General features: G+C 71.3%; 20 protein-coding genes. 3 read left to right on the top strand and 17 right to left on the bottom strand.

Annotated elements, in window-relative coordinates; translation table 11 throughout:
• Positions 1–21 precede the first annotated feature (21 nt).
• Positions 22–2,271, bottom strand: a complete 2,250-nt coding sequence (locus ACWDGI_RS32205) for an MMPL family transporter (protein WP_450765067.1) — start codon at positions 2,269–2,271, stop codon at positions 22–24.
• Positions 2,272–2,656: 385 nt separating this feature from the next.
• On the opposite strand from ACWDGI_RS32205, the gene ACWDGI_RS32210 reads away from it, so the two are divergent.
• The gene (locus ACWDGI_RS32210; RefSeq protein ID WP_450765069.1) at positions 2,657–3,205 is read left to right on the top strand and encodes a DUF1697 domain-containing protein; all 549 of its coding nucleotides are present in this window, start codon (positions 2,657–2,659) and stop codon (positions 3,203–3,205) included.
• A 549-nt stretch (positions 3,206–3,754) separates the two neighbouring features.
• Here ACWDGI_RS32210 and ACWDGI_RS32215 read toward each other — a convergent pair.
• From ACWDGI_RS32215 to ACWDGI_RS32285, 15 genes are all read right to left on the bottom strand, one after another.
• Positions 3,755–4,501, bottom strand: a complete 747-nt coding sequence (locus ACWDGI_RS32215; RefSeq protein ID WP_450765071.1) for a sirohydrochlorin chelatase — start codon at positions 4,499–4,501, stop codon at positions 3,755–3,757.
• Positions 4,502–4,509: 8 nt separating this feature from the next.
• The gene (locus tag ACWDGI_RS32220; RefSeq protein WP_450765073.1) at positions 4,510–5,388 is read right to left on the bottom strand and encodes an ABC transporter permease; all 879 of its coding nucleotides are present in this window, start codon (positions 5,386–5,388) and stop codon (positions 4,510–4,512) included.
• Positions 5,375–6,160 carry an ABC transporter ATP-binding protein gene (locus ACWDGI_RS32225; RefSeq protein WP_450765075.1) on the bottom strand — a complete coding sequence of 262 codons (786 nt, stop codon included), beginning with the start codon at positions 6,158–6,160 and terminating at the stop codon, positions 5,375–5,377. The genes ACWDGI_RS32220 and ACWDGI_RS32225 overlap by 14 nt, the downstream gene beginning before the upstream one ends.
• 35 nt (positions 6,161–6,195) lie before the next feature.
• A complete protein-coding gene (locus ACWDGI_RS32230; RefSeq protein ID WP_450765077.1) occupies positions 6,196–7,305 on the bottom strand; it encodes an aliphatic sulfonate ABC transporter substrate-binding protein in 1,110 nt (369 codons plus the stop codon).
• Positions 7,306–7,536: 231 nt separating this feature from the next.
• The gene (locus tag ACWDGI_RS32235; protein ID WP_450765079.1) at positions 7,537–8,874 is read right to left on the bottom strand and encodes a sulfate adenylyltransferase subunit 1; all 1,338 of its coding nucleotides are present in this window, start codon (positions 8,872–8,874) and stop codon (positions 7,537–7,539) included.
• Positions 8,875–8,876: 2 nt separating this feature from the next.
• Complete coding sequence (cysD, locus tag ACWDGI_RS32240; protein ID WP_450765081.1) at positions 8,877–9,815, bottom strand: sulfate adenylyltransferase subunit CysD; 939 nt, start codon at positions 9,813–9,815, stop codon at positions 8,877–8,879.
• Entirely contained in the window at positions 9,812–10,387 is a 576-nt protein-coding gene (cysC, locus tag ACWDGI_RS32245) for an adenylyl-sulfate kinase (protein WP_450765083.1), read from the bottom strand. The genes cysD and cysC overlap by 4 nt, the downstream gene beginning before the upstream one ends.
• Complete coding sequence (locus ACWDGI_RS32250; protein ID WP_450765084.1) at positions 10,384–11,094, bottom strand: phosphoadenylyl-sulfate reductase; 711 nt, start codon at positions 11,092–11,094, stop codon at positions 10,384–10,386. The genes cysC and ACWDGI_RS32250 overlap by 4 nt, the downstream gene beginning before the upstream one ends.
• Positions 11,091–11,270 (bottom strand): hypothetical protein, encoded by a 180-nt coding sequence (locus tag ACWDGI_RS32255; RefSeq protein WP_351328653.1) that lies wholly within the window; start codon positions 11,268–11,270, stop codon positions 11,091–11,093. Before ACWDGI_RS32255 ends, ACWDGI_RS32250 begins: the two co-directional genes overlap by 4 nt.
• Entirely contained in the window at positions 11,267–12,964 is a 1,698-nt protein-coding gene (locus ACWDGI_RS32260) for a nitrite/sulfite reductase (RefSeq protein WP_450765087.1), read from the bottom strand. Before ACWDGI_RS32260 ends, ACWDGI_RS32255 begins: the two co-directional genes overlap by 4 nt.
• A gap of 127 nt (positions 12,965–13,091) precedes the next feature.
• Positions 13,092–13,175 carry a putative leader peptide gene (locus ACWDGI_RS32265; RefSeq protein WP_360476077.1) on the bottom strand — a complete coding sequence of 28 codons (84 nt, stop codon included), beginning with the start codon at positions 13,173–13,175 and terminating at the stop codon, positions 13,092–13,094.
• A gap of 92 nt (positions 13,176–13,267) precedes the next feature.
• The gene (locus ACWDGI_RS32270; RefSeq protein WP_450765089.1) at positions 13,268–13,858 is read right to left on the bottom strand and encodes a GNAT family N-acetyltransferase; all 591 of its coding nucleotides are present in this window, start codon (positions 13,856–13,858) and stop codon (positions 13,268–13,270) included.
• A gap of 101 nt (positions 13,859–13,959) precedes the next feature.
• Complete coding sequence (locus ACWDGI_RS32275) at positions 13,960–15,294, bottom strand: hypothetical protein (RefSeq protein WP_450765091.1); 1,335 nt, start codon at positions 15,292–15,294, stop codon at positions 13,960–13,962.
• 269 nt (positions 15,295–15,563) lie between these two features.
• Entirely contained in the window at positions 15,564–16,841 is a 1,278-nt protein-coding gene (locus ACWDGI_RS32280; RefSeq protein WP_450765093.1) for a GAF domain-containing protein, read from the bottom strand.
• Between the two features lie 384 nt (positions 16,842–17,225).
• A complete protein-coding gene (locus ACWDGI_RS32285; RefSeq protein WP_450765095.1) occupies positions 17,226–18,869 on the bottom strand; it encodes an acyl-CoA dehydrogenase family protein in 1,644 nt (547 codons plus the stop codon).
• A 150-nt stretch (positions 18,870–19,019) separates the two neighbouring features.
• On the opposite strand from ACWDGI_RS32285, the gene ACWDGI_RS32290 reads away from it, so the two are divergent.
• Both ACWDGI_RS32290 and ACWDGI_RS32295 read left to right on the top strand, forming a co-directional pair.
• A complete protein-coding gene (locus ACWDGI_RS32290; RefSeq protein ID WP_450765097.1) occupies positions 19,020–20,153 on the top strand; it encodes a YihY/virulence factor BrkB family protein in 1,134 nt (377 codons plus the stop codon).
• 162 nt (positions 20,154–20,315) lie between these two features.
• Positions 20,316–20,987 (top strand): helix-turn-helix domain-containing protein, encoded by a 672-nt coding sequence (locus ACWDGI_RS32295; protein WP_450765099.1) that lies wholly within the window; start codon positions 20,316–20,318, stop codon positions 20,985–20,987.
• Here ACWDGI_RS32295 and ACWDGI_RS32300 read toward each other — a convergent pair.
• Positions 20,976–21,371, bottom strand: coding sequence for a VOC family protein (locus tag ACWDGI_RS32300; RefSeq protein ID WP_450765101.1), 396 nt, complete (start codon positions 21,369–21,371; stop codon positions 20,976–20,978). The two genes, ACWDGI_RS32295 and ACWDGI_RS32300, sit on opposite strands and share 12 nt — an antisense overlap.
• Positions 21,372–21,525 lie beyond the last annotated feature (154 nt).

Raw genomic sequence — 21,525 nt, forward strand, 5'->3', positions numbered from 1 at the left:
TCAGAGGGTGTTACCCGGACGTCAGACCGGCAGCCGGTCCTGCTCGCCCCGGGGCGCCGGCGGCGCCACCGGCTCCGGCGACTCGTCGTGGGTCAGGTCCGGCAGCCAGCGCAGCCAGCGGGGCAGGTACCAGTTGCGCTCGCCGAGCAGCGCCATCACCGCCGGGAGCAGCACGCCCCGGATGACCGTCGCGTCGATGAGGACCGCGACCGCCAGGCCCACGCCCATCTGCTTCATGGACTGCATGGACAGCGTGCCGAAGATCGCGAACACGGCGACCATGATGACGGCGGCGCTGGTGACGACCCCGGCCGTGGTGACCACCCCGTGCTGGATCGCGTCCCTGGTGGACCGGCCGCGCAGCCGGGCCTCGCGGATCCGGGAGACCACGAAGACGTGGTAGTCCATCGACAGGCCGAACAGGATCACGAAGAGGAACAGCGGCAGCCAGCTGACGATCGCGCCGACGCCCTCCGCACCCACCAGGGAGGCACCCCAGCCGTGCTGGAAGACGGCGACCAGGATGCCGTAGGCGGCGCCGACCGAGAGCAGGTTGAGCAGGATCGAGGTGATCGCGACCGTCAGCGAGCGGAACGACAGCAGCATGAGGAGGAAGGCGAAGACGACCACGAAGGCGAAGACCGGGACGACCGAGCCCATCAACTGGTCGTTGAAGTCCTCGTTGCCCGCGACGTTCCCGGTCACCGGCGCCTGCAGCCCGTCGACCCTGCCGAGCGTGGCGGGCCGTACCTGGTCGCGCAGCTTGCGCAGGCTCTTGCCGGCCTTGTCCATGTCGGAGCCGCCGACCAGCGGTACGGAGATCAGGGCGACGTTCTGGGCGTCGTGCAGCCTGATGTCGACCGGGCCGCGCGAGGCACCCGAACTGATCGCCTGCTCCCGGAAGTCGGTCAGCGCCTGCTTGACCTCGGGGGCGTTGATGTCCTTCGCCCTGACGACCACCTCGGCCGGCTGGGAGCCGCCGGGGAAGGCCTGGTTGACCCGGTCGTAGGTCTGCACGATCGGCAGCGAGCCGCCGAACTCCTGGTCCAGGGTGAGCTGCGAGGTCTTCATCCCGAGGGCGGGAGCGGCGACCGCGAGCAGCGCGCCGACCGCGACGAGCACGGAGACCAGCGGCCTGGCGAGCACGCCCCGCAGGACGGCGCTCCAGAACCGGCTCTCGGAGGGGCCGTGGGCGCGCCTGCGGCGGCGCAGGAACGGGATCCGGCCCTTCTCGACCCGCTCGCCCAGCAGGGAGAGCAGCGCGGGCAGGACGGTGACCGAGCCGACCATGGCGACCGCGACGACCATCAGGGAGGCCAGGCCCATCGCCTCGAACTCGGCGAGGCCGGTGAACAGCATGCCCGCCATGGCCACGCAGACCGTGACACCGGAGACGATGATGGCCCGGCCGCTGGTGGCGGCGGCGATCCGCAGCGCCGCGCCCGCGTCCCGGCCGGCCTCCCGCTCCTCGCGCTCCCGGCGCAGGTAGAACAGGCAGTAGTCGACGCCGACGGCCATGCCGACCAGCAGCATCACGGAGTTGGCGGTGTCGCTCATCGGCTGCAGATGGCTGATCAGGCCCATCAGGCCCATCGTCGCCATGATCGCGGTGATCGCCAGGCCGACCGGCAGCAGCGCGGCCACCAGCGCGCCGAAGGCGATCAGCAGGATGCCGAAGGCCACCGGCACGGCGGAGTACTCGGCCCGCTTGAAGTCCTTGCCGAAGGCGTCGCCGTACTGCTTGTCCATGCTGGCGCCGCCGATCTCCGCGATCCGCAGCGTGCCGTGCGCCTTCTGCACCCCGGCCACGGCGTCCAGCACCGGCTCGACCCGGTCCGCGGCGGTCTCCGCGTCACCGCGCATGTCGAACTGGACCAGCGCGCTGCGGCCGTCCTTCGAGATGGTTCCGGTGGCGTACGGCGAGGTGGTGTCCGTGACCTTGCCGGTGCCGTCGACCGCCTTGACGACCTCCGCGACGGCGGACCTGAACCCGGCGTCCGTGGCCTTGACCGACGGATCCCTGGACTGGATCAGGACCGTCTCGGCGGCCGGCTCCTTGATCCCGGCGTCGTCGATGATCTTCGCTGCGGTGTGGGTCTCGCCCTTGAGCTGATCGCTCTCGTCGACATCGACCCGGCCGGCCGCCGAGCCGAGTCCCATCGCCAGGACGACGAACAGTACCCATATGCCGACGGCGGCCCAGCGGTGCCGGGCGCTCCAGCCGCCGGCCCGGGCGGCCAGGCCCCGCACCCGCGTGTCTCCGTTCCCCATGACGGGATTGCCCCCTCGTGTGCGGTGACGGCCGCCCCGGCCGCCACGATTTCTTCACGACTTCCTGCGTTCGATTCGAAGGTATGGGCCGGACAGGACCGACTCCTCGTGCTGTCCGGTGAAGTGCGGTGGCCGGCTCTCATCGCCTGGGAGGATGTCGGGCCCTTACATCTATCGACCCATCTCGGGGGTGATGATCAGGGCTGTCCCTTCCGACGACGGGGATCCGCTTTGTGATTACAAAACCTTGTTGAACAAGTCACAGGTGCGTGTAGGAGTTGATCCGGAGCGGTCCGATCGGCCAGAGTTTCGGGCAGCCCGGCATGCCCGGCACGGCCGTCGTGCCCACCCCCACGGGGCACGACGGCCGTTCTAAGGTGTTCGAATGACGATGTATGCGGCACTGCTGCGCGGGATCAACGTGGGCGGCAGGAAGAAGCTTCCGATGGCCGACCTGCGGGCGCTCATGACCGGCCTGGGGTACGAGTCCGTGGGGACCTACCTGCAGAGCGGGCAGGCCGTCTTCGCCGCCGGCGGGGACCCCGAATCGCTGGCCGCGGAGCTGGCCAAGGGGATCGAGGAGCGGTTCGGCTTCTCCGTCGACGTGCTCGTCCGCGACCACGCCTACCTCAAGGCGACCGCCGAGGCCTGCCCGTTCCCGGCCACCGAACTGGAGGCCAGGCAGCTGCACGTCACCTACTTCTCCGCGCCGGTCGCGCCGGAGCGGTTCGCGGACCTGGACCCCGCCGCCCACCTCCCCGAGGAGTTCCGGCTGGGCGACCGCGCGCTGTACCTGTACGCCCCGGACGGCCTCGGCCGCTCCAAGCTGGCGGAGGCGCTGTCCCGGCCGCGGATCAACAAGGGGCTGATCGCCACCACCCGCAACTGGAACACGGTCGTCAAGCTGGTGGAGCTCACCGCCCCGGAGGCGTGACCGTCCGCAGGCCGAGGACGGGCGCCGGCGGCACGGTCTCGCGCGGTACGGCGAGCCGCGGGTCCTCGGCCGGGGTCCGAAACCGGCGCCCCGAGGGCTCGTCGGCACCCGGCGGTTGTACGCCGACGGGTTGTGCGCGCGACGGACCTGCGGGGCCGTGCCGGTGAGCCGCACCCGGACCGCCCCCGGCTGCACCGCCTCCTCCGGCACGAACGCCCACCGGCAACCTCCCGCCGACGCCGAGTTCGTATACACCGGCCGCGACGCCCTCTGCGGCATCGAGCGCAACGGCCGCGCCGCCCGATCGCCGAGGCCGAGGGCACCCCGATCGCCCGGTCAACTGCCCAGTAGGGACAAGTCATTGGGAAACGGAACCGGCAAAGACCCTGGTGTGACACGTTCGCGGGCCACGACGCTGAAGTAAGAGCCGGTCGTGGCGGTGACGCTCGTGAGAGCCCCGCCGTGGACCGGCCGTTCGCGGTCCGACGTCACAGGGGAGCGCCGGACCGCGAACCCCGAGGGCGTCCCTCGGACCGAAGGCCGGACCGCTCAGGCGCCCACGGCCGCCAGGGCGGGGGTGCGGGCCGCGTCGTACCGCTCCAGCAGCACCCGTGCCACCTCGGGCGCCGGGCCGAGCACCTCGGCCAGCACGTCCGCCTCCGCCGCGCCCCGCGCGATCCGGTCGGGCAGGAAGCCGGGGGCGAGGACGTAGGGGGCGACCGCCACCCGGGCGCAGCCGAGCTCCCGCAGCTCCCGTACCGCGTCCTCGGTGCGGGGGAGGGATGCGGAGGCGAACGCGGGCCGCACGGCGCACCAACCGGTGTGCCGCCACTCCCGCGCGATTTCTGCGATCACCGCGATCGCCTCCGGGTCGCTGGACCCCGCCGAGGCCAGTACGACCCCGGTCGAGGGTTTGTCGGCGGGGGTCAGCCCCGCCTCGTGCAGCCGCCGTTCCAGGGCCGCCAGGAGCAGCGGGGACGGGCCGAGCACCTCCGCCTGCCGGATCCGCAGCCGAGCCGGCGCGTCCCGCAGGACGGCCGGGATGTCCGCCTTCGCGTGGAACGCGCGGGTGAGCAGCAGGGGGAGGGCCACGACATCGCGGACGCCCTCCGCCGCCAGGGACTCCAGCACCCCGTGCACCGACGGGATGGTGAAGTCCAGGAAGCCGGTCTCCACGCGCAGCCCGGGCCGCAGCGACCGTACCCGCCGCACCAGGGCGTGCACGGTCGCCGCGTGCCGCGGATCGCGGCTGCCGTGGGCGATCACCACGAGGACGGGGCGGACCGGCTTGCTCATGGGCTACCTCAGCTCTTCACCAGCAGACCGCGGCTGCGCAGCACCCACCGCTCCAGCGGGCTGAAGATCAGCAGGTCGATCGCGATGCCGACGAACAGGATCAGAATGATGGCCTCGAACACCATGGCCATGTCGCTGGCGGTGCGCGCGTTCTCCAGCAGCTGGCCGAGACCCACGCCGAGGTCGGGGAAGCTCGCGATGATCTCCGCCGCCATCAGCGAGCGCCAGGAGAACGCCCAGCCCTGCTTCAGGCCCGCCACATAGCCGGGCAGCGCCGCCGGCAGCACCACGTGCCAGATCCCCTTCACACCGGTCGCGCCCATCGTGCGTCCGGCGCGCAGGAACAGCGGGGGCACCTGGTCGACACCGGAGACGAGACCGTTGGCGATGGAGGGGACCGCGCCGAGCAGGATCACCGCGTACATCATCGAGTTGTTCAGACCCAGCCAGATCACGGCCGGCGGCACCCACGCCACCGACGGCAGCGACTGGAGGCCGGACAGGATCGGGCCGATGGCCGCGCGCACGAACTTCACCCGGGCCACCAGCAGACCCAGCGGGGTGCCGATGACCAGCGCGAAGAGGAAGCCGAGCAGGCCGCGGCTGACACTGGTCCAGATATAGCCGAGCAGGTCGCCCTTGAGCCAGGCGTCCTTGAACGTGTCGCCCACCGCGGCCGGCGAGGGCAGCTTGGACGGGTCGTCGACGACCGGGACGAGGAGCGTCCAGACCACGAGGACCACGGCGAGCGCGATGATCGGCGGCAGGATCTTGGCGGTGAAGGTCTGCCGGAAGGTCGGGCGGCCGGTCGTCGACGTCTCCAGCGCGTCGAGGCCCGCCTCGACACTTCCGCCCTCCTTGAGCGGCGTCGTCTCAGTGCTGGCCATGACGGCGGATCTCCCCACGCAGTACATCGGTGATCTCAAGGGACAGTTCGGCCACGGGCGCGTCCTCGATGCGGCGCGGCTGCGGTATGCCGACCTCCCACTCGCGCGCTATCCGGCCCGGGCGGGACGACAGCAGGATCACCCGCTGGGCGAGCCGCACCGCCTCGCGCACGTTGTGCGTGACGAACAGGACGGAGACCCCGGTCTCCTCCCAGATACGGGTCAGCTCGTCGTGCAGCACGTCCCGGGTGATGGCGTCCAGGGCCGAGAACGGCTCGTCCATCAGCAGCAGGTTGCTCTCCTGGGCGAGCGCCCGGGCCAGCGCCGCACGCTGGCGCATACCGCCCGACAGCTCGTGGACGCGCTTGCCGTACGCGCCCTTCAGCCGGACCAGTTCGAGCAGCTGCTCGGCCTTGGCGCGGCGGTCGTTCTTGGGAACCCCCCTGAGCTTCAGGGCGAGTTCGATGTTCTTGCCCGCGGTCAGCCACGGGAAGAGGGCGTGCTCCTGGAACATCAGGGCGGGCCGCCCGTCCGTCGCGATGGAGCCCGCGGTGGGCCGGTCCAGCCCCGCCACCAGGTTCAGCAGCGTGGACTTGCCGCACCCCGACGCCCCCAGGAGGGTGACGAACTCGCCCGGCGCGACATCGAGCGTGATGTCGTCCAGGACGAGCTGCTGTCCACCGGGAGTCGCGAAGGACTTCGAGACGTGCTCAAGGCGTGCCGCGTACTCCACCGACTCGCCGGCCTTGGCGAGTGTCGTGGTCGTGGCCATGGTCGTCACCTCCTGGGAACGCGTCGGGACCGGTGTCAGCTGCTGCCGAGACCGGCGGCGTCGACCGTGCTCGCGCCGTCGGCCTTGAGGACCTTGTTGAGGATCGTCAGGTCGTAGATGTTCTTCAGCAGCGGGTCGGTGAGCAGACCGGCCTTGACGGCGTGCTCGGCCTCGGTGTTGAGCGTGGAGGCCAGCGGGTCGTCGGTGAACTGGATGGAGGACCAGGCGGAGTTCAGGACGTCGTCCGGCAGTGCCTTGCCGGAGTCGATCGCCAGCTGCTTGTTGGCCGAGGTCTTCGCCGCGTCCGGATTGGCGTTGATCCACTTGTTGGTCTCGACCGAGCCCTTGAGGACCGCCTCGACGACCTTCGGGTGCGCCTTGAGGAACTTCTGCGACACGATGATGTTCGTGATCACGAACTTCTTGTCGGGCCACAGCGTGGACTCGTCGAGCAGCACCTTGCCGCCCTCGGCGACCAGCTTGGACGCGGTCGGCTCCGGCACCCAGGCGCCGTCGATGGAACCGGCCTTGAAGGCGTCCGGGGTGATCTTGTTGTCGGTGCGGACGACCGTGACGTCGCCCTTGCCGCTCTGCGCGTCGACCTTCCAGCCCTGGTCGGCGACCCAGTTGAGGAACGCCACGTCCTGCGTGTTGCCCAGCTGAGGCGTCGCGATCTTCTTGCCCTTGACGTCCTTCAGGGACTTGATCTTCTTCGGGTCGACGACCAGCTTCACGCCACCCGACGCCGAACCGCCGATGATCTTCAGGTCGGTGCCGTTGGACTTGGTGTAGCCGTTGATCGCCGGCGAGGGACCGATCCAGCCGATGTCGATGGAGCCCGAGTTGAGCGCCTCGATCTCGGACGGCCCCGCGTTGAAGATCGCGTACTTGGCCTTGGTGGCGCCGAGCTCCTTCTGGAAGAAGCCCTTCTGGTTGCCCACCAGCGCGGTCCCGTGGGTCAGGTTGCCGAAGTATCCGATCTTGACGGAGTCGAGGCCGTCGATCTTCTTGGCGCCGGCGGCGACCTTGGTGGTGTCACTCTTGTCGGAGTCCGACCCGTACCCGCAGGCGGCGAGCGTGAGCAGGGGGAGTGCGGCGAGCGCGGCTATGCCGCGGCGAAGGAGCGTTGAGCGGTTGGCAGGCACGGGAGGCTTTCCTCTCGTTGGCCCGGCGGTCACGGTCTCTCAGGTCGTGGCCGGGAGGTCGGCAGGTCTTCGTCGCATCCGGGACGTCGGGTGGGGGGCCGGGGCGCGCAGGCAGTGCGCGTACGTCAGCACGCACATCGCGCCACCCCGCCCTGCCCGCTCCCGAGGTCGCCGCTGCCGACGCGGCCGCCCTCCTTCGCGAACGTCGAGTAGACGTCGGTCATCGTCATGTCAGAAGTCCCAGCCGTCGTCGTCGGTCTCGTCCTTGACGGGCTCGGGGGAGGCGAACGACTCGCCGACCATGCCCGCGGTGAGCGTGGTGCCGTCGGCGGGGTCGATCAGGATGAAGGAGCCGGTGCGGCGCGAGTCGGCGTAGGAGTCGACCGGCAGCGGCTCGGCGGTACGGATCTTCACCCGTCCGATGTCGTTGGCGACGAGCTGCCCCGGGTGCGGGTGCAGGGACAGGTCGTCGAGCGTGAGCCGGGACGGGATGTCCTTGACGATCGCCTTGACCGTGCGGGTGCCGTGCTTGAGCAGCACCCGGTGCCCGACCGTCAGCGGCTGGTCGGCCACGTGGCAGACGGTCGCCTCGACCTCCTGGGTGGTCTCCGGCGCGTCCTTCGTCGGCACGATCAGGTCGCCGCGCGAGACGTCGATGTCGTCGGTGAGCAGCAGGGTCACCGACTGGGTCGTCCAGGCCGAGTCGACCGGCTTGCCGAGCAGGTCGATGCCCGAGATCGTGGTCGTACGACCGGACGGCAGGACCGTGACCGGCTCGCCGACGTGGAAGGTACCGGCGGCGATCTGGCCGGCGTAGCCCCGGTAGTCCGGGTGCTCGGCGGTCTGCGGGCGGATCACGTACTGCACGGGCAGCCGGGCGTGGCAGTGCGCCAGGTCGTGGCTGACCGGGACGGTCTCCAGGTGCTCCAGGACGGTCGGGCCGCCGTACCAGTCCATGTTCGCGGACGGCTCCACGACGTTGTCGCCGACGAGCGCCGAGATCGGGATCGCGGTGACCTCGGGGACGCCCAGCTCGGTCGCGTACGCCGTGAACTCCTCGGCGATCCCCGCGAAGATCGCCTCCTGGTAGCCGACCAGGTCCATCTTGTTGACGGCGAGGACGACGTGCGGGACGCGGAGCAGGGCGGCGATCGCGGCGTGCCGGCGGGTCTGCTCGACGACTCCGTTGCGGGCGTCGACCAGGACGACGGTCAGCTCGGCGGTGGAGGCTCCGGTGACCATGTTGCGGGTGTACTGCACGTGGCCCGGGGTGTCGGCGAGGATGAACCGGCGTTTGGGTGTGGCGAAGTAGCGGTAGGCGACGTCGATGGTGATGCCCTGTTCGCGTTCGGCCCGTAGTCCGTCGGTGAGCAGGGCGAGGTCGGGGGCGTCCTGCCCGCGTGAGGCGGAGGCGCGCTCCACGGCTTCCAGCTGGTCGGTGAGGACCGACTTGGAGTCGTGCAGCAGTCGTCCGACCAGGGTGGACTTGCCGTCGTCGACCGAACCGGCGGTGGCGAAACGCAGCAGGGTGGTCTCGGCCAGGCCGAGTTCCGTGGTGGTCGTGCTCATCTTTAGAAGTACCCCTCGCGCTTGCGGTCTTCCATCGCGGCCTCGGAGAGCTTGTCGTCGGCGCGGGTGGCGCCGCGCTCGGTGAGCCGGGAGGCGGCGATCTCCGTGATCACGGCGTCCAGCGTGGCGGCGTCGGAGTCGACGGCGCCGGTGCAGGACATGTCACCGACGGTCCGGTAGCGGACCTGCCGCTTCTCGACGGTCTCGCCGTCCTTCGGGCCGCCCCACTCGCCCGCGGTCAGCCACATCCCGCCGCGCTGGAAGACCTCCCGCTCGTGCGCGAAGTAGATGTCCGGCAGTTCGATGCCCTCGCGGGCGATGTACTGCCAGACGTCCAGCTCGGTCCAGTTGGAGAGCGGGAAGACCCGGACGTGTTCGCCGGGGGCGTGGCGGCCGTTGTAGAGGTTCCACAGTTCGGGGCGCTGGCGGCGCGGGTCCCACTGGGAGAACTCGTCGCGCAGGGAGAAGACCCGTTCCTTGGCGCGGGCCTTCTCCTCGTCGCGGCGGCCGCCGCCGAAGACCGCGTCGAACTTCTCGTTCTGGATCTTCTCGGTGAGCGGAAGTGTCTGCAGGGGGTTGCGGGTGCCGTCCGGGCGTTCGCGCAGCACACCGCGGTCGATGTAGTCCTGTACGGAGGCGACATGGAGGCGCAGGCCGTGTGCGGCCACCACATGGTCCCGGTATTCGAGGACTTCGGGGAAGTTGTGTCCGGTGTCCACGTGCAGCAGGGAGAAGGGGACGGCTGCCGGGGCGAACGCCTTCAGGGCCAGGTGGAGCATGACGATGGAGTCCTTGCCGCCGGAGAACAGGATCACCGGCCGTTCGAACTCGCCCGCCACCTCGCGGAAGATGTGGACCGCCTCGGACTCCAGCGCGTCCAGATGGGACAGGGCGTACGGGGTGCCCGTGCCCTCCCCGTGAGCCGCCACGGTCGTCGTCATGCCAGTCCCTTCCCACTGAGCAGGGCGTGCACGGACGCCGCGGACTCCCGTACGGTCTGGTGCTGCGACTCGATCCGCAGATCGGGCGTCTCGGGCTCCTCGTACGGGTCGTCGACCCCCGTCAGCCCGGTCAGCTCACCGGCGGCCTGCTTGGCGTACAGACCCTTCACATCGCGTACGGAGCACACCTCGACCGGGGTCGCCACATGCACCTCGACGTACGCGGTGCCGTTCTCCTCGTGGCGCTTGCGCACCGCGTCCCGGCTGTCCGCGTAGGGGGCGATCACCGGGACGAGGGCGGTCACGCCGTTACGTGCCAGAAGTTCGGCGAGAAAGCCGATGCGCTGCACGTTGGTGTGCCGGTCCTCGCGGCTGAAGCCGAGGCCCGCCGAGATGAACTCGCGGATCTCGTCGCCGTCGAGCACCTCCACGAGGCGGCCCTCCGCCCGCAGCAGGCCGGCCAGTTCGTACGCGATGGTGGTCTTGCCGGCACTCGGCAGACCCGTGAGCCAGACGGTGGCTCCGGTCGTCACGTTGTTCTCCTGGTTCGTCGAAGGCGTGGTGGCCGTCATCCGTGCAGCCCGCACTCGGTCTTGGCCCGCCCCGCCCAGCGGCCGGCGCGCGCGTCCTCGCCCTCCAGCACCCGGCGGGTGCAGGGGGCGCAGCCGACCGAGGCGTAGCCGTCCATCAGCAACGGGTTGGTCAGCACGCCGTGTTCGGCGACGTAGGCGTCCACGTCGTCCTGGGTCCAGCGGGCGATCGGCGAGATCTTGACCTTCTGCCGCTTCTCGTCCCAGCCGACGACCGGGGTGTTCGCCCGGGTCGGGGACTCGTCGCGGCGCAGCCCGGTCGCCCAGGCGGCGTACTTCGTCAGGCCCTGCTCCAGCGGCTGCACCTTGCGGAGCTTGCAGCACAGGTCGGGGTCGCGTTCGTGCAGCCTGGGACCGTACTCGGCGTCCTGCTCGGCGACCGTCTGACGCGGGGTGAGGGTGATGACGTTGACGTCCATCACGGCCTCGACCGCGTCCCGGGTGCCGATGGTCTCCGGGAAGTGGTAGCCGGTGTCGAGGAAGACGACGTCCACGCCCTTCTGGGCGCGTGACGCCAGGTGGGCCACCACCGCGTCCTCCATGGAGGAGGTCACGCAGAAGCCCTTGCCGAAGGTGTCCACCGCCCACTGGAGGATCTCCAGGGCGGTGGCGTCTTCGAGATCACGGCCGGCCTGCTCGGCCAGCGCCTTCAAGTCGTCGGCGGTACGGTCTTCCTGAGCTGTGGTCATATCTGTTCCCCTCCGGCTTCGGAGTGCTTCAGCCCCCGGGCGAGCAGCCCGAGGAACTTCAGCTGGAATGCGCGGTTGCAGGCCGCGCATTCCCAGGCGCCGTGGCCCTGCTCGCTGGGACGCAGATCCTCGTCGCCGCAGTAGGGGCAGTAGAAGGGGGCGGCCCGCTCGCTCATGAGAGGGCCTCCTCACTGGCGCGGGACGCCCAGGCGGCGAACCGCTCGCCGTCCTCGCGCTCCGCCTGGAAACGCCTGAGCACCCGCTCGACGTAGTCCGGCAGCTCCTCCGAGGTCACCTTGAGACCGCGGACCTTGCGGCCGAAACCGGCCTCCAGACCCAGCGCGCCGCCCAGGTGCACCTGGAAGCCCTCGACCTGCTCGCCCTGGTCGTCCAGGACCAGCTGGCCCTTGAGACCGATGTCCGCGACCTGGATGCGGGCGCAGGCGTTCGGGCAGCCGTTGAGGTTGATGGTCAGCGGCTCGTCGAAGTCGGGCAGCCGGCGCTCCAGCTCGTCGATGAGAGCGGCGCCCCGCGCCTTCGTCTCGACGATGGCGAGCTTGCAGTACTCGATGCCGGTGCAGGCCATGGTGCCGCGCCGGAACGAGGACGGCCTGGCGGTGAGGTCCAGCGCCTCCAGGGCCTCGACCAGCGAGTCGACCTGGTCCTCGGCGACATCGAGGACGATCATCTTCTGCTCGACGGTGGTCCGCACCCGGCCCGAGCCGTGGGCCTCGGCGAGGTCGGCGATCTTCGCCAGGGTGGTGCCGTCCACGCGGCCGACGCGTGGGGCGAACCCGACGTAGAAGTTGCCGTCCTGCTGCCGGTGCACACCGACGTGGTCACGCCAGCGCTGCAGGGGCTCGGCCGGCGCGGGGCCGTCGACGAGCTTCCGCTCGAGGTATTCGTCCTCCAGGATCTGGCGGAACTTCTCCGCGCCCCAGTCGGCGACCAGGAACTTCAGCCGGGCGCGGGTGCGCAGCCGCCGGTAGCCGTAGTCCCGGAAGATGCCGATGACACCGGCCCAGACGTCCGGGACCTCGTCCAGCGGCACCCAGGCGCCGAGCCGGACACCGATCTTCGGGTTGGTGGACAGACCGCCGCCGACCCACAGGTCGAAACCGGGACCGTGCTCGGGGTGCTCGACACCGACGAAGGCGATGTCGTTGATCTCGTGCACCACGTCGAGCAGCGGCGAACCGGAGATCGCGGACTTGAACTTGCGCGGCAGGTTGGAGAACTCCTTGCTGCCGATGTACCGCCGGTTGATCTCGTCGATCGCCCAGCTGCCGTCGATGATCTCGTCCTCGGCGATGCCGGCGACCGGCGAGCCGATGACCACACGCGGGGTGTCGCCGCACGCCTCGGTGGTGGACAGGCCGACGGCCTCGAGACGGTTCCAGATCTCGGGAACGTCTTCGATGCGGATCCAGTGCAGCTGGACGTTCTGCCGGTCGGTGACGTCCGCGCTGCCCCGCGCGAACTCCTGCGAGATCTCGCCGATCACCCGCAGCTGCCGGGTGGTGAGGCGGCCGCCGTCGATCCGCACCCGCAGCATGAAGTACTTGTCGTCCAGCTCCTCCGGCTCCAGGATGGCCGTCTTGCCACCGTCGATGCCGGGCTTGCGCTGCGTGTACAGACCCCACCAGCGCATACGTCCGCGCAGGTCGTTGGGGTCGATCGAGTCGAAGCCGCGCTTGGAGTAGATCGTCTCAATGCGTGTCCGCACATTGAGACCGTCGTCGTCCTTCTTGAACTGTTCGTTGCCGTTGAGCGGGGTGAAGTGACCCATAGCCCACTGACCCTCACCGCGGTGACGACTCACCTTGCGGCGGGGCGCGGAGGCGGCAGGGTTCTGCGGGGTGGCGGCCATGGTGAATACGTCCTTCGGGACAGGCGGGAAAGCGGCTCTTACCTGCGCGTACGGGCGCACGGGGGCATATCTGCGCGACACTGCGCAAGGGAAGGTCTGGACAGGAAGGGGCGGCGGTGCTGTGCTCTCAGCCCGCCGGACAGATGGCGCTGGACATGCGGCCGAGGTCGACGTGCCGCCGACTCACCAAGGCGGTTCCAGTTCCAGACATGACGGAAGCGTGTCACGCGGATCTCGGGCCAGTCCACCATCGTCCGTGATTCGGACGGATCTATTCTGAATACTGAGACAGGGTGGTGTGGGTCACGCGCCGGGACGTGGCTCCGGGCGGGCCCCCGGCCAGGGTCCGGGTGCCGAGACGTCCGGTTCCTCCTCGACCTTCGTGTCGAAGAGCCTGAAGCCGCGTCGCTGGTAGTTGGCCATCGCGTGCTCGCCGTCCAGGCTGCAGGTGTGCAGCCACACCCGCTTCGTCGGCGGCAGCCCGGGCCACCGCTCCGCCAGGTCCCAGGCGCGTGCGGCGCCGTACGACAGCAGGTGACCGCCGATCCGGCGGCCCCGGAACGCCGGTATCAGGCCGAAGTAGACGATCTCCACGACCCCGTCGTCCTGCGGTTCAAGCTCGACGTAGCCCGCCGGGGTGCCCCGGTCGTAGCCGACCCAGGTCTCCACGCCCGGCCGCTCCAGGTGTTCCCGCCACCGGGCGTACGTCCAGCCCAGCCGGTCGGTCCAGCGGATGTCGCCGCCGACCGAGGCGTACAGGAAGCGGCTGAACTCGGGGGAGGGGATCTGCGAGCGGACGACCTCGACCGTGTCGCCCTCCGGCGCGGCGGCCGGGAGGAGGTCGGCCGGGGAGGTCTGCTCCAGGGACCAGGTGGTCACGACGATGCTGCTCATGGGGGCCAGGCAATCATCCCGGCCCCGGCCGTGTCGATGTCCGTCGCCGCGGCGACGCGCCGAGTCCGTGCCCCGAGCGACGTGCCGGTTGTCCGTGTCGACTATCCGAGCGACGCGTCGATCGAGCGCAGCGGCACCGAGAACAGCATGCGGTCCGTGACCGACCACACCTCGCCCGTGTCGGCGGCGTAGGAGAGCGAGCCGGTGCTCGCACCCCAGCAGCGGTGCGAGGCGTCCGAGCCGCAGCGGGCCGCCTGCGCGCCCCCGGTGTCCTGCCGCCACAGGCTGCCGTGCCCGTCCATGGCGCCGGGGAGGTGACCGACGTACCACTCGGAGCCGGTCGCGCCCGGCGGGCGGTACGACAGGACGCCCCGGATCTCGGAGGCCCCGGTCCGGTACGCCTCGACCGCGTCCGCCCGGCCGGCGGCGTCGGTGGCGAGGGAACCGTCGTGCCGCGGGTTCTCGTCGAACGCGTACCGCCACAGCCGGGCCCGCTGATCGCCGCCTGCGGGTGTCCACTCGCCGAGGACCAGGCTGTCCGGGGCCGTCCCGCGGTCCACGGACAGTGCGCTCGGACAGGGCGCACCGGCCTCGGAGCAGGCTCCCGCGGTGAACCGGTACGAGCCCACGGCGGGCATCACGTACCGGAAGCCGTCGGCCGACCAGCCGCCGGGCACCCGGCCGACTGCGTCGGTCAGCACCGAGGTGCGCTGGATGCGGTTGAGGTCGTAGACGTAGAGCGCGTCGGCGCTGCCCGGAGTGGTGGTGACCAGCAGCTTGTCCTCGTACCAGGCCATGCCCGAGATCTCCGAGGTCAGGCCCCGGTAGCTACGGCCGTCGGCGCTGGGCACGGTCAGCAGGACCCAGGAGTACGAGGGGTGTGCCGGGTCGTTCTCGTTCACGACCGCGACCCTGGCCAGGCCCCGGGAGGCGGCGGGGCCGCTGGAGGTGCTGTGCGTCCAGCCGGCCAGGACGACCCGGTTGGCGCCCCACAGGCCGTCGTCGTCCGCGTCGGAGGAGGTGGTCACCGAGGCCGGCCGCCAGTCGTCGGTGAGGGTGTCGGTGGGGTCCCAGCAGTACGCCTCGGTGGCCGCCGGGGTGACCGGCAGCGAGTCCCGGTCGTCGGAGCCGCAGTCGGCCGCCCGGCGCAGGGTGTGGTCGGCGTCCGCCAGGACGTCGGCGACCCCGACCGTGCCGCCCATCGACGAGGCGAGCCGGTCCAGCGAGCGGCGCGCCACCAGGTGTTCCTGAAGCTGGAGGCGCCCGGTGTCGGCGGCGGAGGTCAGCGGCTTGAGCGCGCCCGGGTCCTCGGCGACCGTGGCCTGCGAGGCGCTGACGATCGTGGCGGTCGCGGTGAGAGCCAGCGCGGCCCCGGCCAGGGCCGCGCGCAGTGCCGCGCCCCGCCTGCGCCGCCGGTGTCTGCCGCGATGCTTCATGTTTCCTCCCGAGGCGGGCCAACTGCGCCTCATGGTCCGTACGTTGACCGAGGAGCAGCTGGGGATGCCCGCACCGGGATGCTACGGCAGTCGAGGCGGCCGTACCGCGAAGACCCCGCAAATATGCGGAAGATGTGTCACCGGATGCCCCTGATGCGTTGAATGCACCCTGGGGTGCGGGCCTTCACACGAACCTTCGCCCGGTCCTTCACGCCGGACTTCGCAGGAGCCTTCGCACCGGCCCTACGCAGGAGCCCTCGCACCGGCCTTCACGCGGACCGGGGGTCCGGCCCTCTGCTCGCCGCCACCGCCGGGGCGTTCGAGCAGGGCAGCAGGTCGTGCGGGTCGGCGGGGAGCACCACCTCGATCTCCGCGTCCTCCCTGAAGCGATAGGGCCGGTGTTCGAGCAGCGCCCCCAGATAGCGCCGGATCCTGGACATCTCGGCGCGCACGGTCACCGTCCGTGAGGCGTCCCCGAAGACGTCCTCGGCCAGCCCGGCCGCGCTCCGCCCGCCCCGCCGCACCGCCAGCAGATACAGCAACTCGGCGTGCCGGGGACTCAGTTCCCTGGACCAGGAGCAGGCGCCGCCGCCCACCGTCACCGAGGGCCGGCGCGGCCGGGCCAGGTCCAGCACCAGCCGGCCGCCGCCCGCCGGTGCCGGCTCGTCCACCGCCCGCAGCAGCCAGCCCCCCGCCAGCGGCTCCACCGAGCAGAGCCCGAGCGCCGGCAGCCAGCGGCGGCCCGGCGACAGGGACTTGGGCAGTGCGAGCCGCTGTGGATACGGCATGCCGGTGACCGCCGCCGTCCAGCCGTCGGCGTCCACCGCCAGCGCCCGCCCGCCCAGCCGGGCCAGCACCGGGGCCGCGACCGCGCGCAGCCGCTCCAGCGCGGCCAGATGCACCTCCCGCAACCGGGCCTCGGCGAGTTTCGCCACCGAGTTCACCCAGGCCAGGGTGGCCGGGTGCATGGTCTCCAGCGGACCGCTGACGTCCACCACACCGAGCAGCCTGCCGTCCCGGGGGTCGGTGATGGGGGCGCCGGAACACGTCCAGGAGCTGAGCGAGCGGACGAAGTGCTCGGCGGCGAAGACCTGGACGGGGCGCCGCACCACCGCCGGGGTGCCGACCCCGTTGGTGCCGACGACGTCTTCGCGCCAGTCGGCGCCGGGTGTGAAGCCGACGCCGTCCGCCTTGCGCAGCACCGGCGAGGAACCCTCGCGCCACAGCACCCGGCCGTCGGCATCGGCGACCACCATGATGTGCTGGGCGACGTCCGCGACCGAAAGCAACCCCTCGCGCAGCACCGGCAGTACGTCCCGCAGCGGTGACTCCTCACGTCTGCGCCGGACTTCGTCGGCGGACAGCAGCCCCGAACGGAAGTCGTGTTCGGGGTCGACGCCGCCGCGCAGCATCCGCCCCCAGGACTTCTCGATCACCGGCCGGGGCGCGATCCGCCCACGCTGTCCGGCGAGTCTCGCCTCGCGCAGTTCGTTCAGTAACCGCGCCGCCTGCGCCGCGTCCACCGCGGCGAGTCGCGCCACGTCCATCGGCGGGTTCCCCACTGAGGTCCTCCCGGACAGTCCTCGGAAAAGGTGTGGAAGTGTCTTGTCAAGCCGTCCGGGCGGCGGTTTCCGGTCCGACTGTGCGTCTCATAGTGCCTTTTTCCAGCGCCGGAGGCACACAGTCCGCACACAGACACCGATATGTTGCAACCCCTTGCAACCCTGGTGAACGGGCGTGGAGTGGCCGAAAATTGAGCCGACGCTCCGGCGTCGGTGGCCTGACATGGGCCGAAGAAGCGGGGGTGGTGCCGTGTCGGCGCAGCACCACCCCCGCGCCCCGGCGGAAGGCCGGACGCGGTAGCGGGTGCGGCTTGCGGTGTGTCGGCGGCTGCGGGGTCGTGGCTGGTCGCGCAGTTCCCCGCGCCCCCTTCAGGTCGGGATGCGCACCCTCGCTCGCTCCGTCACCGCCGCCAGGTCCAGGCCCTTCGGCAAGGTGCCGAAGGATGAACCCCAGTCGTTGCCCAGCCTTGACGCGCAGAAGGCGTCGGCCACCTCCGGGGGCGCGAAGCGGACCAGCAGGGAGCCCTGGAGGACCGTCGCCAGGCGTTCCACCAGGCGCCTGGCCCGGGCCTCCATGCCTTCCAGGTCGGCCAGTTCGGAGAAGAGGTCCTTGACCGCGCGGTCCAGACGGTGGTCGGCGCCGTGGGCGCGGCCGATCTCCTGGAGGTAGGCGTCCAGCGCTCCCGGCTCGCGTTGCAACGCCCGCAGGACGTCCAGCGCCTGGATGTTCCCCGCGCCCTCCCAGACCGAGTTCAGCGGTGACTCGCGCACCAGCCGGGGCAGCCCCGACTCCTCCACGTAGCCGTTGCCGCCCAGGCACTCGGCGGCCTCCACGGCGACCGGCGCGCAGCGCTTGGTCACCCAGTACTTGGCGGCCGGCAACGCCAGCCGCAGCAGGGCCTGTTCGGCCTCGCCGCCGTTGTCGTAGGCGGCGGCCAGCCGGAGCGCGAGCGTCGTCGCGGCCTCCGACTCGATCGCGAGGTCGGCCAGGACGTTGCGCATCAGCGGCTTGTCGGCGAGCTTCCCGCCGAACGCCTCGCGGTGCGTGCAGTGGTGCACGGCCTGGGCCACCGCCTGCCGCATCAGCCCCGCCGAGCCCAGCACACAGTCGAGCCGGGTCGCGGCGACCATCTCGATGATGGTCCGCACCCCGCGCCCCTCCTCGCCCACGCGCCGCGCCCAGGTGCCGTCGAACTCCACCTCGCTCGACGCGTTCGACCGGTTGCCGAGCTTGTCCTTGAGGCGCTGGAGGAGGAAGACGTTGCGGGTGCCGTCCGCCAGGACCCGCGGCACCAGGAAACAGGTCAGTCCGCCCGGGGCCTGGGCCAGCACCAGGAAGCCGTCGGACATCGGTGCCGAGCAGAACCACTTGTGTCCGGTGAGCGTGTACGTCCCGGACTCGGCGAGCGGAGCGGCGCCGGTCGTGTTCGCACGGACGTCGCTGCCGCCCTGCTTCTCTGTCATGCCCATGCCGAAGAGGGCGCCGGCCTTCCGGGCGGCCGGCCGCAGCTCGCGGTCGTAGATCACGGACGTCAGCAGCGGCTCCCACGCGGCGGCCAGCTCCGGGTCGGTGCGCAGCGCGGGCACCGCCGCGTTCGTCATCGACAGCGGGCAGCAGTTCCCGGCCTCGGCCTGGGTCCAGACCAGGAAGGCGGCCGCCCGCCGGACGTGCCCGGACGGCCGTACCCAGCCGGTGGTCAGGCCCGCGCCCACGCCCTTGCCGAGCAGCCGGTGCCAGGCGGGATGGAACTCGACCTCGTCGACACGGTGGCCGTAGCGGTCGTGGGTGCGCAGCCGCGGCGGGTGCTCGTTGGCCTGCGCCGCCCACTCCTGCACCTGCGCCGAACCGGCCGAGACGCCGATCGACGACAGCTCGGCGCGCACCTCGTCCAGCAGCTCCGGGGCGGTGTGCCGGGCCACCGCCTCGACGAGGGCCCGGTCGGCGCCGAAGACGTCGTATCCGACCAGCGGGGGCGGCTGGTTGGTGATGGTATGGGTGGTGGTGCCTGCCATGTCTGCGAACCTATCCGGGGCCGACGGCGGTGGTCTCCAGCGTGACACAGGGGTACCCCCGGTCGCCCCGCAAGACCCTCCCGGGTCCGGAAGATCGCTTCGGGACCCCGGAAGATGAGTACGGCCCCGGACGGCGGATACCGTTAGGGCGTGCAGCCAGCAAGCGATACCCCCGAGCGGCCCTCCGGCCGGCTCCACCGGGCCAGGGCCCTCTACCGGAACGTCTCCAAGCGCAGGACGGCCTGGCTGCTGGTCAAGGACACCGTCAATTCCTGCATGGAGTACCGCATCCTCGGCCTCGCCGCCGAGGCCGCCTTCTTCACCCTGCTGTCCGTCCCGCCGCTGCTGCTCAGCCTCATCGGACTGCTCGGTTACGTCGACGACTGGACCGGCGCCCACACCATCGCCAGCCTGGAGACCAACCTCCTGGACGCGTCCCGCACGGTCCTGTCCGACAAGGGCGTGAAGGAGATCGCGGAGCCGATCCTGCACGACGTGGTGCGGGGCGGCCGCCCCGACGTGATCTCCATCGGCTTCCTGTTCGCCCTGTGGTCGGGCTCCCGCGCGGTGAACGTCTTCATCGACACGATCACCGTGATGTACGGCCTCGACGGCGTCCGGGGCATCGTGAAGACCCGGATCGTGTCCTTCCTGCTCTTCATCGCCGCGCTGCTGATCGGCTCGGTCGCGCTGCCGCTGATGGTGGCCGGGCCGGACGCGGTGGTCCGGATCGTGCCCTGGTCCGAGACGGTCGTACAGGTCCTGTACTGGCCGGTCGTGATCGTCCTGTCCATCGTCTTCCTGACCACGCTGTACCACGTCTCCGTGCCGGTCCGCTCGCCGTGGATCGAGGACGTGCCGGGCGCCCTGGTCGCCCTGGCCATGTGGGTCCTCGGCAGCTTCCTGCTGCGCATCTACCTGACCAGCACCATCGAGGGCGCGACGATCTACGGCTCCCTCGCCGCGTCCGTCGCCGTGCTCCTGTGGATCGGTGTGTCCGCCTTCGCGGTGCTGGTCGGCGCCGCCGTGAACGCCGCCATCGACCGGGTCTGGCCGGCCGCCGCCACGGCCGCGGCGCGCGCCGCCAACGAGCGGTTGCGGGAGGCCCAGGTCGCCGAGTACGTCGCCCGCGCGGCCGCGGCGCGCGAGGTCGACCCCGACGACCCGGACATGCCGTCCGAGTTCCCGGAACGCTGGTCCCGCTTCCTGCCGCCCGAGGACGTCACGGCGCGGTTGCGTACGCATGTGAAGAGCAGCCATCCGCCGCGCAAGCCGGAGGCCTGAGGGCCGGGGCCGGGTTCGCAGTGGGGGGTGCGGTTTTCGGCGGGCCGCGGGTTGTGGGTGGCCGCTCGCGCAGTTCCCCCGCGCCCCTGACGGGGGCGCGCCCAGGTCGGCGTATCGCACACAGTCCCGTGTCCCTGACGTGGCGCGTCTACGCTGGCGTATGTGTACAGGGAACGGGCGTCTCGGGTCTCCGGTGCGGTCGTCTGGGTGAACCGGCCGGACGAGGGCGGCGCCGGGCGGGTGCTGCCCGACGGGTGCATGGATCTGCTCTGGCACGAGGGGCGGCTGCTGGTCGCCGGGCCCGATACGCGCGCGTACGCCACCGAAGGCGCCCAAGGCGTGTGGGTGGGCCTGCGTTTCTACCCCGGCACCGCGCCCGCCGTCCTCGGCGTGCCGGCGTACGAACTGCTCGACCGGCGGGTGGAGCTGAGCGACATCTGGCCGGCCTCCGTCGTACGGCGGCTGCGCGCCCGGGTCGCTGCCGCCGGTGATCCCGCCGCGGCGCTGGAGCAGATCGCCCTGGAGCGGGCCGGGCCGCCCGACCCGTCGCTGCGGCGCCTCGTCGAGGCGCTGGACGCGGGGCGCCCGGTCGCGGCCACCGCCGACGAACTGGGCCTCGGCGCCCGCCGGCTGCACCGGCGCAGCCGCGCCGCGTTCGGCTACGGGCCCAAGACGCTCGCCCGGGTGCTCCGGCTGCAGCGGGCCCTCTCGCTCGCCCGGGGCGGGGTGCCGCTCGCCGAGACCGCGGTCCGGGCGGGGTACGCGGATCAGCCCCATCTCTCCCGTGAGGTGCGGGAGTTGGCCGGGCTGCCGCTGACCGGGCTACTCGGGTAGCGGGGCGAACAGGTCGACGCCGTTGCCGTCGGGGTCGTGCACGGTGGCGTACCGCTGGCCCCAGAAGGCGTCCCACGGCTTGAGTTCGCCGTGGTACCCGGCGCCGACCAGGTCCTCGTAGACCGCGTCCACCTCGGCGGGCGAACCGCAGCGGAAGGCGAGCCCCACCCGGCCGCCGTCGGCCGGCGGGCGCCAGGCCGGGTGGAAGGAGCGGACCGTCTCCTCGGTGTCCAGGGCGAGGGTGAGCCCGCCGGGCAACTCGGCCTCGACATGCGGCTGTTCCTCGGCGCCGGGCGGGAAGCCCAGGCCCAGGCGACGGTAGAAGGCGAGGGACGCGGCCAGGTCGGAGGCGACCAGGCCGATCACGGCGAATCGTGGAGTCATGACGTCACCGTAGGCGGGGGCCCGGGCGCCGGTCTTGAAGGAATCGGACGCCAGGGAACGGACGCCAGGGAACGGACGCCAGGGAACGGACGCCAGGGAACGGACGCCAGGGAACGGACGCCAGGGAACGGACGCCAGGGAACGGACTCCAGGG

This window comes from Streptomyces sp. NPDC001220, assembly GCF_053597895.1.